Here is a 15,282-nt window from a genome sequence, read left to right as displayed (position 1 = left end):
TTTTTTGTTATATTTGAGCCATGTTTAAGTTTATTGCCGCTTTTTTAGTGTCCATGTCCGTTGCGTGGGCTGCTGGTCCCACCGATATGGATTCTCTGTTTCAGGGCAGGGAATACAAGCCTGAACTGAATGCTTCTCTGAGGGATACTACTACTACCAGCCAGAACATTGCCGGCAAGACCAAGAAGGACTCTAAGTCCGATGGCCTTTATATGCTTCAGTTCGAAGCTGTGGCGGATTTTGATGCGGCTCAGCGTCGTAAGGCTCAGCTTGTCGCAAGCACCGGCTATACCATTTCTGTGGTGTTTGAATCTCCCTTCTACAAGCTTCGTGGAGGTGGATGGTCCTCCAAGAAGGCCGCAGAAGACAAGGCTCGCGAACTGTCTGCCTATAACATCAACGCCTTTGTGGTGAAGATTCGCTAATTCGCCCCATGCTGGTGTAGGTCAGTATCAGCAATCTTGCACCAGAAAAAAGCATAAAAAAAGCGGAGTTCTAAACTCCGCTTTTTTCATTTGCATTCCCTTTTATTCCAGTAGGCCAAGGGCCTGCTTCAATGCGTGCTCGTCCATGGAGTCTGGCATTAGGGCTCTTTCTTCGGGACCGACGTAAGCCAGTTTCCTTTCGGAATCAGGACGTCCGGAACGATCGCGAGGAACATATTCGGTCGGATTCAAGGAATAGAAGAAGAGACCTGTCTTGACGAATCGCTTCTTCTGGAGACCCTGGTTGATAGCTTCCGTAAGAGCCTGCTGAATCATGGGACCTGCACGGTCCACATGATGAAGTTCTAGCACACGGTTCTTCAGCACATCCTGATGGATGGGGGCTTCATGATCCACGTAGAATTTCAACTGGGTGATGAGGGCTGCTGCCGGCAATTCCGCAATGGGTTTGTCGTGGGGTGTTCCTTCAATCTTAGGATGCTGCACCTGGTAGGGGACAACATTACTGCCGGAGGTAGCTTCGCTAAAGAGTTCTTCCTCCTGAGCCTCTTCCTGAGGATCCGGAGGCGGAGGTGCTACGCTCTGTTCAATAGCGATGGTGGCTACCAAGTGGCCGATTTCGTCCTGGCGAACCATGTACCAGAAGGGGAGCCAAAGATTTAGAATCTTCCAGCCTTGTTGCTTTAGAAGGGTGGGCCTGATATAATCCCGATCCTCGATAGAACTTCTGAAGCGTTCTGTAGTGCAGTCGTCTTCAACGAGGGCAAGGAATCGCTTGCTGTTGTTGGCGTCCACGATGACGGGGCCAACTGCAATGCCTGCGGGGTTGAAGTATTCTTCCACCAGAATGTTTTCTTCCTGCAGGGCGGACATCACTTGGGGACGAATGACGGAACTTGCCGGAGTATAATGAATCTCGCTGCAGAATTCCTTCTGTTGCAGGTAGTTGATCCATTCCCAGAACAGATTGCTGTGCTTTGCACTTGCCTTCTTGGCTAGGTCTGATTCGGAAATGAATACGTATTGTTCCGTCTTTGCCAGGGATGTGCAGACAGCGACCTTGTGGTCGCCTGCGATGCCTGTAGCGCCTTCAGATTCCGCGCAGACCAGAACGACGTCGCGATAACGGTCTACCGCACGTTCCGGAGTCTTTACGTAGTAACGAATGTCCAGATTTTGCTGGGAGAAAAATCTTGCTGCAGGAGAATCTGCCATAAGCATAGCCTTTATGGCGGATTCAATTTCGTGGCAGGTAGACTGATGGAATGCGACAATACCCAGGGTCTTTCCTGGATTTCGTTCCGCATGTCGGACTGCCGCCTGGGCAACTGCCAGTACTTTGTTCTGCACGGCCTTGAAACGGATGCCCTTGAATTCTTCCCTGTTGGGAAGAGGCAATTGCTTGATTCCCCTGTTGTAAATTTTCCTGTTGGCGAAATCTACCAATGCGGAATTGGCGTAGTTGCTGGAGAACCACAGCTCGCGGGTGGGAATGCCACGGCGGAGGGCGGAAGCGAGAATGCTTTCGTGGAACATGGCCGTATGGTTGGATGCCGTTTCCTGGTAGGCATCGAAGGGGAGATGTTCCAGGGCCGGATTCTGGGGATCGCCCATAAGGACGACGCGATCGGCTGCAATCAGGGTAGGCAGCGCTTCCACTGCGGAAATGCTGTCTGCATCCAGGATGATTGCCAAATCGAAATGCTTGTGTCCCAACTGATAAGTGTCGTTCAGGTGGACGACCGTCAGAAGGCTGCTATCGTTTTCCACGGTGGTCTGGAATTCCCTGAAGTTGGCGTTACTAAAAGAGTCTAGCAATGCCTGATAGCTCTTGGTCTTCTTGGCGCGAGCCTTGGGATTCAGGGAGAATAGGTCCGGACAGGACTTGGTTGCCAGCTGGATCTGGTAGCCGGTCCAGTAATGGATAACAGCCTGCGCCACTTCCTTGCTGACGTTGTTGGTGTCCTCTACAAATTTCACGAGACCCGGACAGTTGTAGCTTCCGAGTTTTGCAATAAGGGCGGAGAGCTCCAGGTGAATGTCCAGATTTTCCCAGTTTTCACTCCAGGACTTAATCGTATCCAGCCATTTTTCGATGCTCAGACTTTCCAAGGAGGACTCAAGCCCCATGTCCTTGGAAATTTGCTTGATGGATTTTTGCAACTCAAGAACGGCCTGATAGAATCTTGCGATTTTAGGCTGCAGGTCCTTGAAGAGATGCCACTGCTCCAGGATCTGCAGGAGCAAATCCATCTTGGGGTTATTCTTGTTCTTTTCCTTGAAGTCGTAGATGTAGCGAATCTTTCGATTCAGCTCGACCCAGTCGGAACGTTCGTACAGCCAGTCCTTGCCCAGCAGGTGGTTTCCAAGGACGGATGTTTCCTTGTAGGCTCGCTTGTTTTCCTGGAGATCCAGAAGTGTGTCGATCAAATCCAGGAGCTTGAGGTCGGAATCCACGGACTTAGGATCGCGGATTACCTTCATGAGCGTACGACGGGAAGTCCTGTATCTGTCGGATAGGCCCTTAAGGGTGGTGTTCTGGCTTTCTGCAAAATCTTCACGGGCGGACAGGATGTTTTCGTCCACTGCATTGTCCGTGTAAATTTCTGATGTCTGCCTACGGTAGCGGACCCACTTGTCACCGGCCTCGGGCAGGGCCATCAGGGTATCCTTGTAGGAGTCCCAGTTGCTGGATCGGAGTACCCAATCTTCAAAGGATGGTGTGTCCTGGTCGAAATGATCCTGAATGAGTTTCAGCAGGTCGGCTAGGCTTGAAAGGAAAATTCCAGTAGGGAAGAGACCGGCTGTTTCCATCAAGGTGATGATGGTGTCCAGTTCGGCAACCTTTTCCGCTGCCTCTGTTAATTCATTGGCCAGGGATAATTTCTGGTTGTCGTTCAGGCTAGGAACATGTACGTCCTGGAATGCGCGACGAGCCTCAAAACCTTTCTTTTCAAAATAAAGGTCCACCAAATTCAGGAGATCGGATTTAAGATTCTGGTAGGTGGGGTAGTCCAGCTGGTTGATTCCCTGGAATACGGATTCGGGAATCTTCTGCTTGGATATCTTTGCCTTGCCGAATTCCGTCAGAAGATCGCCCAGCATGATGCCAGAGGGCTGGATGGGCTTGTTGACGGTTTCGTAGTACTCCACCAGTTCCTGGCGGAAGGTCTTCAAATCCTGCTGGAGCTTTGCACGGTCAGAATCGGGGAAGGTTCTGAAGGGAGGCTTCCAGGTGTTTTTAAAAGTACTGGCGGTTACGGCCCTGCGGTTTACAACAAGGACCTTCTTTCCCTTGGATACATTTTCTGCCACGATGTTTGTGGCGACTTTCATCTTGCTTGTTCCAGGGAGGGTACTGATGGCGTAGGCCTTGCATTCCTCGTTCAGGGCGTCCAGGGTCACCTTGCTGGTGTGGGAGTCCATCACGTAGGGGAAATGGTAGTCCGCAGGGGAGAACATCTGGTTGATGTCCCCGTCCTCAAAAAGGGATTCCTGAAGTTCAAAACCGTTCTGGGTAAAGAGGGCGTTCAGGTTGGGGTTTGAATCCAGTTTCTTGTCCTGGGGAACTTCGTCAAACCACTGGCGCATATGAAGGTCGCCAGTATTGAAGAAGCTTAGGCAGATTCCATGGCGTGTGAATTTCCAGTTGCGGGCTGTGGCAACGGCCTTTTCGAACAGGGAGAAGTACAGCAGAATGCTGAACTGGCCATTGATGATGGCGTCGTCTACCTTGGGGAGGGCGTTGGGGAGGACATCCTTTAGGCGCTCTCTCAGCACTACGTTCTCGATAGGTGCCTTGTTGGAGAGGGTCAGGGTCTTCTTGGCTACGTCCACCTCTACGGGAACGAGAAGACTGGGGGCAAGGGCGTTTCCATCCCACTTTAAAAAGCCCAATACCAGGTATAAATCGGTTTCCCCGAAATCTTCCATCTTTTCACGAAGTACGGTGGAGAAAACGTCAATCTGGGTAAGCTTCTGCTGGGCCGTGTAATTGGCGTTAATCGGGAAGAAGGAATCCAGAGGGAGAGGTCCCTTAGACTGCAACCATTTTTCAAAGAAAAGGTCGCCCGCTTCCATAATGAGCGGAGACTGAAAATCACCCTTTGAAGAAAAATTCAAAAGACGATCCTTAGAATCAAAAAGTAAAACTTCTTGGCGTAGCTTTGAAATATTTGCAGAAGATGACGCTGGGGACATGTCCTGAATATAAATTTTTTTGAAAAGAAAGTTTTTCGGAAAAGCTTACAAAGTGTTGACAATCCTTCCAATAGCGTCTTCCAGGGAGGTTGGGACCTCACGAGGAATGAATCCTGCCTTGAAAAGCACTCTGCCCAGCAGGGTTTCTGGGCTAATTCCTGCTTCCTTGTCCTGACGGATGCTGTGCGCTAACTCCCGCTTGGAAAGTTTCTTGCCGGAAGGGTCTACAATGAGGGGGTGGTGTAGGTAGAGGGGACGGGTATATTCCTTAGGGATATTGCCTACGCCAGTAGCCACCTGGCAGAGGGCTTCGCTCAAGGCAATCTGTCGGGCGGTGGAATTGATGATGTCTTCTCCGCGGACAATGTGTGTAATGCCCTGTTCTAGATCGTCTGTACAGACGCAGAGTTGGTAGGTGTAGCACCCCTCCCGATCCATTAGGGGGAAATCGCCGCATTGATGGATAGGATTTTCCCGAAATTCCCCAAGTCTATAATCCGTCCATGCAATTACTTTGTCTGTAATTCTAAATCGGGTATTGTGTGGGGCTTGTGCATCAGGAATTTGCCTACTGCATTTGCCTTGATAGATGATTTCTCCGGTTTCGCTGCGAGGATTTTCCGCTTCAAGCTGCTTTCTACTGCAGGTGCAGGGGTAGGTAAGGCCTGCAGCGGCCAGTTTCTTCATGACAGACAGGTAAATGTCTTGACGTTCGCTCTGGATGCTTTCGCTGTGGGAAATGAATCCCATCCAGGCAAGATCTTCACGGATGCCTTGGATATAGGCTTCTCGAGTGCGACCTCGATCATGATCTTCAATTCTCAGATGGATGTGGAGGTTCCATTTTCTGGCTGCAGCCCATACATAGAGCGCCGAAAGCAGGTGGCCTTCGTGAAGGTACCCTGTGGGGCTAGGGGCGAAACGTATTTTTCCAGAAAAATCCATTGTTCTGCATCACAAGATAGAAACTTTAAGGTTGAACTTCTTTTCTTTTTTCTAATTTGACGGTAATGCGTAATCTACGATTTCTATCCTGTCTGGCGGCATGTGGATCTTTCCTCATGTCCTGTTCTTCTGCACCTGCCCCTGTGGCAGATTCTCCTAGGTCGTCTGAAGTTGTCGAAACTCCGGTGGCGGCTCCTGCAGAAACGCCTGTAGCGGCAATTCCTGCCAGTTACAAGGATGTCCAGTTTCCTGAATTCGTATATGTTGCTCCCCATCCTAAGGACTATCGTGTAGAAGTTGCTCCTGGTATTACCGGCTATATTGCAAGCGATCGTTCCTTGCCTCTGGTGAACTTTTCCGTGTATTTCGATGAAAGTACCCAGGCTTCCCAGCTGAAGGATGAAGCTCCGCGCTCCATGGTTAGTTCTATGTTGCGTCGCGGTGCTGGCGGTGGAGTTTCTCCCCATGATTTGGATGATTCTCTGGAATTTATAAGCGCTGGTATTAGCACTTCCGCAGGGACCTTTTCCTCCATGTTCGATATTAACTGCCTTTCCAAGGATTTTGCGAACTTGCTGGAATTGTCCAAAAAGGTCTTGACGGCTCCGGCCTTTGACAAGGAACAGCTGGAAATCGTAAAGGCCGGATTTGTAACCAGCTATGATCGCCGCTTTGATACGCCTGCGAAGATCCTTTCCTCCTTGAAGGCGAAGGTGAACTATGCCCCTAATCCAAGATTGTGGGATGCTAACGCTGACGAATATAAGGCTGTAACAGCCGAAGATGTGAAGCGCCTTGCTGCAGGAACATATTCATCCAAGCGTATTGTGTTCGCTCTTTCTGGTGATGTGGATCGTGATTCCTCCATCGCGATGCTGAAGGATTTCTTCGCTAGCTGGAAAGTAGAACCTGTTGCAGAGAAACCCGCTCCTAAGCCTTTAAGTTTCCTGAGAAGGCCGGGTATTTATGTGGTAGATAAGGATATTACCCAGGCGAACATCTCCATGAACCAACCTTTCGTGAAACGCCCCCATCCGGATTACTATCCTGCTGCAGTGGCCAGTTTCATCCTGGGTGGAGGTAGCTTTACCAGCCGCCTTATGAACCGTGTCCGTAGTGACGAGGGCCTGGCCTATAGCATCTATAGTTCTGTGGGTAACGATTATCGTGATACGTCCATGGTGACCATCGCGTTACAGACCAAGGTTGAATCCGTGGATTTCGCCCTGAAATTAATTTACGAAGAGGTGGAAAAGCTTGCAAAGGAAGGTCCGTCTGCCGAAGAATTGGCTCAGGCAAAGAAGTCCCTGATTGAGAGCTTGCCGAGTCTTTTTGACAGCCCTGCTTCTACTGCGGTGATCTTCGCCAATGGTGAACTCATTGGAAAATCTCAGGACCATTATTTGGAATACGTAAAGGAAATCAACACTGTTACTCCGGATCAGGTGAAGGCTATGATTACCAAGTATTTTGACAAGGACAAGATGACCATTTCTATCGTGGCTCCTGTATCCAAACTTGAAGCCTTGAAACCTTTCACGGTGATTCCTATGGATAGCCTTGAATTCAGAAATTAGGGAGACGTCCTTATGAAGAACTCTCTGAACCACTTCCTGAAAACAATCGCCACTGTCCTTTTGTGCGTATTTTCTGCCTTTGCTGCAGATACCGCTGAACAGGGTGAATCTCGTGTTGTGATTAAGGCTGCTCCTGAACAGCCCAAGGTGAATGTGGTCATTCCTGACCGTAATTCCTTGGTGAAGAAGGTGGGCGAAGACGATGTTCGTCCCCTTTGTTCCGGTATGAAGGCCTGTCTTGGGGTGGATGTCCCTGGCTGCACGGATGCGGATAAGATTCCCCTGAAGAAGGTGAAGTACGATGAGGCGTTCTGTAGCGTTTACAAGGAAGTAAGGAAACGTGGCCTAAGTACGGATATGAATGCGACTAGTGTGCCGGAAATATTTGCTCGTCTTGGTCGCCAGTATCGAGCTGTCTACGTGAATGAAGGTACGCTGCCTTTGAACCAGCATGTGATTAGCTACTTGTTCGATAACATGCCGTTTACCGCCGAACTGATTAACGCCTATCTGGAAACAGGCTATACCCTGGAGTACGCTAGCAAGGACCGTAGGTTCTTCAATGGAAGTAATGGCCGTAGTCTTTCTGGTGAATTCTATTGGGCTCTACAGGATAGTGCTGGTCAGAAACTGGGCCTTCGTGACTTGTTCTTTGGCTATGGTCATGCGAAGGTCCTTAAATGGTCTTTGACGGGTACTGCTATTGCGTTCCTGGATATGGATCCTATTCCTGGGAATCGTATTAAGTATAAATTAACTGCCATTGTGTTCCCCGCAAATTCCGTGCTGAATTCTATCATGCAGATGAAAGTCTTTAAGAGTGTGGTCAATAGCAAGATTGATCATATTGTCGACGATGTCAAGAAGGCTTCGGGGATGTATTTTGGCGGCAATAAGGAACCCATGCTTAAGAGCGCCGCGTTAAAGTCTCAGCAGAATGTCCAGTATATCCTGGATTTCGAGACCGTAGTAAATGGCGGTTCCTGGAAACTGGGGGACTTTGAAAAGTTACAGAAGGAACGGGCAAAGGCGAAGGCAAATGCTTCTACTCCCGCTCCTTTAAAGGTTGTGGAATAATTAAATAGAATCAAGGATAGATTATGAGTGAAAATAAGGAAAGTCTGGAATCTCTGTTGGCTCGTGTGACCGACCGCCGTAAGGAACTTCTCTCTTCTGTGGTGGATCGCCGCACAAGGCATTTCTGCATGGTATTGGAAGACTTGTTCGACCCCCATAATATCTCCGCCGTGATTCGTACTGCAGAATGTTTTGGCCTTCAGGATGTCCATATTATCGAAGAAGACAACGCTTATAGCGTGAACAAGTCCATCCTTAAGGGCTCCTATAAGTGGATGAATCTTTACCTGTACAAGAAGCGCATGCTCTGTATGGAAAAACTGCGTGCCAAGGGATACAAGATTGCTGTTGCCAGCACCAATACCACCAACTCTGTTCTGGACCTGGACTTGAGTCAGCCTACCGCTTTCTACCTGGGTAGTGAATTCCATGGCAATCACCCCGACACTTTGGCCCATGCAGATTACGAATTCAAGCTGCCCCAGTATGGCATTACCGAGTCCATGAACGTTTCTGTGGCTGGTGGCGTACTGATGACCTATCTGGACGTGTATATGCAGAAGGAAGGCCGTGAAAAGTTCCTCCTGAAGAAGGATGAAAGGGACGCATTGCTGTATGATTGGCTGGATCGCCACGTAAATGGCATTGAAAATAACAGTCCTATTGCAAGAATTGAAGAATAATAACTAGATTAAAAACCAAATGAAAAAGTATTCTGCACTCTATTTTTCCGTTGGACTGGTTGTAATACTGGCCCTTGTGATTTTGGTTTTTGGCATCTTTTTCCTAAATGAAAAGGATCCTAGGGAAACCTTTAATACGTTCTATTTGCGCTTTACCCAGGTCAGCACCCTTGTGTTGGATGACCCTGTCAAGGTGAATGGCGTTAAGCTTGGTAAGGTGGAAAAGATTGAACTTTCCGGCCATCGTGTGGTGGTGACTGTCCGCCTGCGTACCGATGTGAAGATTCCTACGGATTCCGAAATTCGAGTGCAGAATATCGGTATCATGGGTGAACGTCAGATTGGTATGATTCTTGGCGATTCTACCACCTATTTCGCTCCTGGTGATACTATTAACGGCCAGTTTGACGCAGGTATTGCAGAAGCCTTGGGTCTTGCTGGTGAAGTGTGCGATAGTACCAAGGTTCTCCTGGAATCTGTGAAGCAGGCTCTGGGACAGACCATTACCAATCCCGAATTCCAGGAACGCTTTAAGACCCTTCTCGTAAAGGCTGAAGCTCTGGAAGATCGCACGATGAAACTCTTGAACACTACTGATCCCCAGATCAAGAAGAGCCTGGATGGCTTGAATCAGGTGACAGTGAAGGTGAACGAATTGATTGACGGCGTGAAGCCCCCCATTGACAATATGTTTGCAAATACCGACAAGCTCATGGGCAACGCAGACAAACTGATGGGTGAACTGGAAGGGGTGACCAAGCATCTGGATGACCTTCTGGCTAATGTCCAGAAGAAGATCAACTCCAAGGACAACACCGCCGGTATTTTGCTGAACGACAGAGCCCTCCATGATGATCTGGTCAAGACTATCCATTCTGCCGATAGTCTGTTCCGTGTCATTTTGAAGGACGGTCTGGACGTCAACGTTGATATTTTCTGAGGAAAAAGATGATAGTTAAAACTTTGGTGGTCACAAATAAACTGGGTATTCACGCGCGCCCTGCCGGTATGATTGTAGATGTTACCGGCCAGGCACAGAGTGATGTCTCCATCATATTCGAGGGCTCTAAGGCCAATGCCAAGAGTATTCTGAATGTGATGATGCTTGCGATTCCCGCTGGATCTGAAGTGAAGTTTGAAATCGACGGTGAGGACGAAGAAAACGTGGCCTCCCAGTTGGAGGTCTTGTTCAATGACCACTTCAACGAAGAACCTTGCTGATGAAAAGAAAAAACCGGTACGTACTGTTTTAACAGGCGTGCCCGCATCTCCCGGCTTTGCAATGGGCCGGGTTTTTCCGGTTATTAACCGTGAAGTTTCCGTGGTGGAGGAAACCCTTCCCGAAAGTCGTATTCCCGATGAGGAACAGGTTTTCCTGAAAGCCATCAACAAGACTGCCAAGGAGATTACCCAGATCAAGGAAATCTCCGAAGGTCGCACAGGCGTCAAGGATAGCCTGATTTTTGCCACCCACCTGATGATCCTTCAGGATCCGGGCTTGGTCAATGGTATCCTGGACAAGATTCGTAGGGAGCACAAGAATGCGCGCTGGGCCGTGCATGTAGTTCTTGGTGCCTATATCGAAAAGTTCGAGTCCATCAATTCCGCTGCAATGCGCGACAAGGCTACGGACTTGCGAGATCTTTATAATCGTCTCATGGCCGCCATGGAAGACTCCGGACCTGTGCTGGAGGATGTGGCTGACGAAGACGGTGTGGTGCTGGTAGGTCATGAGTTTCTGCCAAGCATGCTTATGTCCATCAAGCCTGGTCAGGTCTGTGGCCTTGTGATGGATACTGGTGGCCGTACAAGCCACGTTGCCATTTTGGCTAGGTCCCTCCAGCTACCGCTGGTGTCTGGCCTGCGAAACTCCGCTGCAGTGGTCAAGCAGGGGGATATCCTGATTGTAGACGGTTCCACTGGTACTGTCATTGTCAATCCGAACGAAGAGGATATCCGCGACTTCCATGAACGTCAGGAAGTGTTCGAGCGCCAACGTCGGGAACTGTTTACCATGCGACAGCTGGAACCCATGACCCGTGATGGCAAGTACATTACCCTTCATGCAAACATCGAGCTGCCTGCGGAGGCTGATAAGGTGAAGGACTTCGGTGCGTCAGGCATTGGCCTTTACCGTTCCGAATTTTTGTTCCTGCGCAAGACCGCTCCTACCATGGACGAACAGCGTGACGCTTATCGTTATATTCTTGAAACGATGGCTCCCTGCCCCGTGGTCATCCGTACCTTGGATGCTGGTGGCGATAAGCTTGTAAGTGGAATTAACGCGGTAAGTGAATCCAATCCCTTTATGGGGTGGCGTTCCATCCGAGTCTGCCTGGACAAGGAAGACTTGTTCTGTGAACAGCTGAAGGCCCTGCTCCTTGCAAATACCAAGGGGAACCTCCGTATACTTTTGCCCATGATTTCCAGCATGACGGAACTTCGTCGTGCTAAGGCTTGCATCAAGCGCTGCCGTGAAGAACTGGAAGCTTCTGGAAAGAAATGCGCCAAAGTAAAGGTTGGCGTCATGATCGAAGTACCTTCCGCCGTCATGATTGTGGACAAATTAGCGAAGGAAGCTGATTTCTTCAGTATCGGTACTAACGACTTGATTCAGTTTACCTTGGCTGTGGACCGTACCAACGAACTTATTACAGACATGTTCCAGCCCCACCATCCGGCAGTGCTTAGCATGATCTATCAGACCGTGCAGGCCGCCCATCGCGAAGGTATTCCTGTGGCGGTTTGTGGTGAAATGAGTGCTGACCCCATGAGCGTCCTTTTGTTGGTTGGTCTTGGAATTGACGAACTTTCCATGACGCCCTGGAGTGTCATGTCCACAAAGAAAATTATTCGTTCCATCAACTTCGAAGATGTCCGTGATACGGCTTTGACGGTGCTCCAGATGGACGATGCTGAAAGTGTGAATGCCTACTTGCACAAGAAGTATGCACAGACGATTATGGATCTTGGCATCTCTAGCTTTGTAGGTCAAGTTGAAAAAAACGGAAAATAAAAAGAACATGATTCGATTCCTTTGTATCCTCCTAGGCGTAGGCTCGGTGGGAGTTTTTGCGATTTCTCAAACTTTAAGTTCTTCTTCTGCTGTTATGACTCCTGCTGCTGTGACGGATAGTTCCGTAGCGGCTCTTTCCGTAGAAGAACCTGTGGCGGGTAATCCCTATGCGGAACTTGAACAGATTGACCCTAAGTTGTTCCAGGATGTTGAAATCCGCTTTAACCGTGTGAAGGCTGCCAGCGAGGATACGTCCCTTTCCAAGAACATCCGCGACTTTGCTACAGCCGCCATGTTCTACTACAAGGGCGATTGGGAAAATTCCTATGCGGCCTACGATTCCCTTCGTGGCAGGGATTCCTTCCTGGATGGAAGTGTAATCCTGCGTATGGCTACCGCACAGTTCAATCTTGGTGATTACGCCAAGATGCGAGAAACTCTTGCTTTGAACAAAAGTCTCGAAAAGAATTCCACCTGGCTTCGTCAGGCTGACTTGCTCCGTATTCGTGCAGTTGCCTTTGACAAAAAACTGGGGGACAAGGCCCAGGCGGATTCCCTGAAGGCTTTTATCGACAAGTATCCGAAAACGGAAGAGTCTGCTAGCTTCAAGTATCGCTACGCCCAGTACATGGAGCAGTTCAAGAAGACCAAGGAAGCAAAACGTGTCTACATGCAGCTGCTGACCAGTGCAGCCTACAAGGATTCTGCATTCGCTTCCATCAAGCGTCTCCGTCAGGAAAGAGTTTCTCCGGAATCCTTGAGCGAGAAGGTGGCCTATGCAAGAATCGCTTGCGGTAAGGAAGAAGCTTCCGCTTGTTTGTCCTTGCTGGATTCCATCCAGATCATGGATGCGGATCTTCTTGCTAAAAATCCCGAAAGCGCTGTAGCCCTTCCGGAGGATTCACTTCAGGGCAAGCTTCCTGTCAGTACCCTCCCGATGTCGGATCGTATTGCCCTATGGGAAAAACGCGCTACTGTCTATCGCAATTTAGGCCGTGAAGAGGATGCCATCAAGCAGTACTGCTTCCTGGTGGATTCCGTAGAAGCGAAGAAGGACTGGATTGAAACCGCCCTCAAGCGTATGCGTACGGTGAATTCCACCAAGTATGCAAAGACTATCCGTCGTTATGATTCTAAGCTCCAGGTGGTAAGCAAGTACAGTAAAAGTACAGGCGATAATCTATGGCGTCGTGGTTTTGATTACGAACAGGTGGAGAAGTACGATAGTGCCTTGACTTGCTATAAGGAACTTGCGGATAAGCGTTATGGCAAGAGCAGTTTCCGTCAGTGGGCTAAGTTCCGTACGGGCTTTGTCTACTTTAAGATGGAACAGTGGCAGAATGCGGTTGATATGTTCCAGCAGGCCAAACAGGAAAATGACCGCTGGAGCAGCAGTGGCGCCCGCATGTTCCTTGGGGACGCCTACATGAAACTTGGACAGGATTCCCTGGCTCGAGAAGCCTATCTGGATTGTATCCAGGATTTCCCGCTGTCCTCCTATGCTCATCGCAGTCGCGTAAAACTTCTGGAATACAAACTGATGGATTCAGCCCAGGTTCCCTTTGCTCATGGCGTGGAAATGAGTGCCGAGGAAACCCTCAATTGGATTCGTAATGTACAGAAGGCTGGCAAGCCTGATTCCAGCTACAGCCCGGAACGTTATGACCGCATTAAGACCTTGTTCCTGTATGGCTTTAGCGATCATGCTTTCGACTTGTACGATTTGGCCCGCAAGAAGAACGCAAAACGCCTGGACTTCCTTTACGAATACGGCCTGCTGTTCTACGAAATGGGGGAAGTTGCCGCCGGCTATCGTCTTGCCCGTCAGTTCCAGGCAAATATCGATCGCAGACTTCTGCTTGCTCCTCCTATGGGTGTGCTGCACTATCTGTATCCCACGCCCTTCAGGGATCAGGTGAAGTTCCATTCAGGAAGCCGCATCGACCCCTTCTTTGTCTATAGCGTCATGCGTCAGGAATCCATCTTCAATTTTGAAATCGCTTCCCCGGCAGGTGCCTGTGGACTTCTCCAGATTATGCCCTCCACCGGCAAGATGTTGGCTAAGCAGGAAAACATTGAATCCTTTGATCCCAAGCAATTGTACAATCCCTACATGAACATTCGTCTGGGAGTTCGCTATCTGGTGGACTTGAAGGCTGCCTACAAGGATGATTACATGTACGTGCTGGGGAATTACAATGCTGGTCCCAAGCCCACTAAACGTTGGCAGACTGCTAGTGGCCACTTGCCTTGGGATATTCGTTCCGAAGAAATCAGCTACCGCGAAACTCGTGACTATGTAAAACGCGTCATGGGTAACTACTGGATCTATCAGGAAATCTACGATGCCCTATAGAAGAGAAAATACCTCTCTTGACTCTCGCCTCTTGACCCTCGTCTAACTATGCTCTTCCTTCTTCTTACAATCGGTCCTGCGTTCCTGTTTGCTTGCGGAAATATTCTGGAAAAATCCGGGGTGTCCACCGTGGGAAAAAAAACGGGTGGAGTATCTAAACCCTGGCTGTTCCTGAAGGGGGTGCTTTCCAATGGATACTGGTGGCTTGGTATTGCCTGCTCTGGCCTTGCGACTCTAGGCTACTACATTGCCATGGCTCGCTATGACCTGAGCCAGGTCCAGCCCATGATGGTCTTGAATCCGGTGCTTACGGCTTTGATGGGCTTTGTAATCCTGAAGGAAATTCTGACCCGTCGCATTGTGGTTGCCATTTGCTTTGTGGTGGCGGGCCTCCTTTATTCTGTGGAATCCTTAGGAGGTGCATCTAGCGTCCAGAATATTTCCATGCTCTGGATTTATGCGGGTATTGTCTGTGGAATAACCCTCTTGGTTCACTTGTTTGGCCGTGATCGTGAAATTGCGGATTCCCTGATTATGGGTGTAGGCTTTGGAATTTCTGCCGCATTCTATAAAAGCTTGGCCATGGATTTCGATCTGGATAATATTACTCTTTCCTCCGTAGGAAACCTGCTGCTGGATTTTAGAACGTTAGGATATGTTGCCACCTATGGCATTGCGTTCCTTTATTCCCAGATTTCCTTTTCCAGAGGTAGAGCTCTCTTTATCATTCCCTTTAGCGCCGCTGTAGGGGCTGCTGTTCCCACTATTGCAGGTGCCGTGGTCTTCTCCGAAAGTTTTCCGCTTGGAAAGATCATCTCTGTGGCCCTGGTCCTTTCGGGCTCTGCCTTGTTCGTTGTTCGCAGACCACGAAAGAAATCCGGAAAATTTGAAAACAAGAGTCAGGATTGTTCCGAGTTGTAATGGAACTGTAAACCCTTTTCCGAAAATAAGCGAGTATATTTGCTTATATGGGGTATGACTT

Annotated in this window: 11 protein-coding genes; 9 read left to right on the top strand and 2 right to left on the bottom strand. The window is 49.2% G+C overall.

Translation table 11 applies throughout. From position 1 onward, the window contains the following. The first annotated feature begins 20 nt into the window (after window positions 1-20). Window positions 21-425, top strand: coding sequence for an SPOR domain-containing protein (locus tag BGX12_RS08035; protein ID WP_109735564.1), 405 nt, complete (start codon window positions 21-23; stop codon window positions 423-425). Between the two features lie 102 nt (window positions 426-527). Here the strand turns inward: BGX12_RS08035 and BGX12_RS08030 are convergent, their stop codons facing one another. Both BGX12_RS08030 and BGX12_RS08025 read right to left on the bottom strand, forming a co-directional pair. Further along, complete coding sequence (locus BGX12_RS08030; protein WP_158278202.1) at window positions 528-4,568, bottom strand: DUF4011 domain-containing protein; 4,041 nt, start codon at window positions 4,566-4,568, stop codon at window positions 528-530. Window positions 4,569-4,691: 123 nt separating this feature from the next. After that, window positions 4,692-5,591 (bottom strand): glutamate--tRNA ligase family protein, encoded by a 900-nt coding sequence (locus tag BGX12_RS08025; protein ID WP_109735562.1) that lies wholly within the window; start codon window positions 5,589-5,591, stop codon window positions 4,692-4,694. Between the two features lie 65 nt (window positions 5,592-5,656). Here BGX12_RS08025 and BGX12_RS08020 point away from each other — a divergent pair, with 65 nt between their 5' ends. The 8 genes from BGX12_RS08020 to BGX12_RS07985 are packed head-to-tail and all read left to right on the top strand — an operon-like array spanning window position 5,657 to window position 15,221. Further along, window positions 5,657-7,168 carry a pitrilysin family protein gene (locus BGX12_RS08020; RefSeq protein ID WP_233246313.1) on the top strand — a complete coding sequence of 504 codons (1,512 nt, stop codon included), beginning with the start codon at window positions 5,657-5,659 and terminating at the stop codon, window positions 7,166-7,168. A 12-nt stretch (window positions 7,169-7,180) separates the two neighbouring features. Beyond that, the gene (locus tag BGX12_RS08015) at window positions 7,181-8,245 is read left to right on the top strand and encodes a hypothetical protein (RefSeq protein ID WP_109735560.1); all 1,065 of its coding nucleotides are present in this window, start codon (window positions 7,181-7,183) and stop codon (window positions 8,243-8,245) included. A 23-nt stretch (window positions 8,246-8,268) separates the two neighbouring features. Next, window positions 8,269-8,928: an RNA methyltransferase gene (locus BGX12_RS08010; RefSeq protein WP_109735559.1), complete on the top strand. Its 660-nt coding sequence runs from the start codon at window positions 8,269-8,271 to the stop codon at window positions 8,926-8,928. A gap of 19 nt (window positions 8,929-8,947) precedes the next feature. Further along, window positions 8,948-9,868, top strand: coding sequence for an MlaD family protein (locus tag BGX12_RS08005; protein WP_109735558.1), 921 nt, complete (start codon window positions 8,948-8,950; stop codon window positions 9,866-9,868). A gap of 8 nt (window positions 9,869-9,876) precedes the next feature. Next, on the top strand, window positions 9,877-10,149 hold the full coding sequence (locus BGX12_RS08000) for an HPr family phosphocarrier protein (RefSeq protein WP_109735557.1): 273 nt from the start codon (window positions 9,877-9,879) through the stop codon (window positions 10,147-10,149). Further along, window positions 10,121-11,944: a phosphoenolpyruvate--protein phosphotransferase gene (gene ptsP, locus BGX12_RS07995; RefSeq protein WP_109735556.1), complete on the top strand. Its 1,824-nt coding sequence runs from the start codon at window positions 10,121-10,123 to the stop codon at window positions 11,942-11,944. The genes BGX12_RS08000 and ptsP overlap by 29 nt, the downstream gene beginning before the upstream one ends. 7 nt (window positions 11,945-11,951) lie before the next feature. Next, window positions 11,952-14,300, top strand: coding sequence for a lytic transglycosylase domain-containing protein (locus BGX12_RS07990; protein WP_233246312.1), 2,349 nt, complete (start codon window positions 11,952-11,954; stop codon window positions 14,298-14,300). A gap of 48 nt (window positions 14,301-14,348) precedes the next feature. After that, window positions 14,349-15,221 carry an EamA family transporter gene (locus BGX12_RS07985; RefSeq protein WP_109735555.1) on the top strand — a complete coding sequence of 291 codons (873 nt, stop codon included), beginning with the start codon at window positions 14,349-14,351 and terminating at the stop codon, window positions 15,219-15,221. Window positions 15,222-15,282 lie beyond the last annotated feature (61 nt).

The organism is Fibrobacter sp. UWR4 (genome assembly GCF_003149045.1).
GTDB lineage: Bacteria > Fibrobacterota > Fibrobacteria > Fibrobacterales > Fibrobacteraceae > Fibrobacter.
Note: the sequence above shows the minus strand (reverse complement) of the source record. Positions and strands in the feature narration are given on the sequence as shown.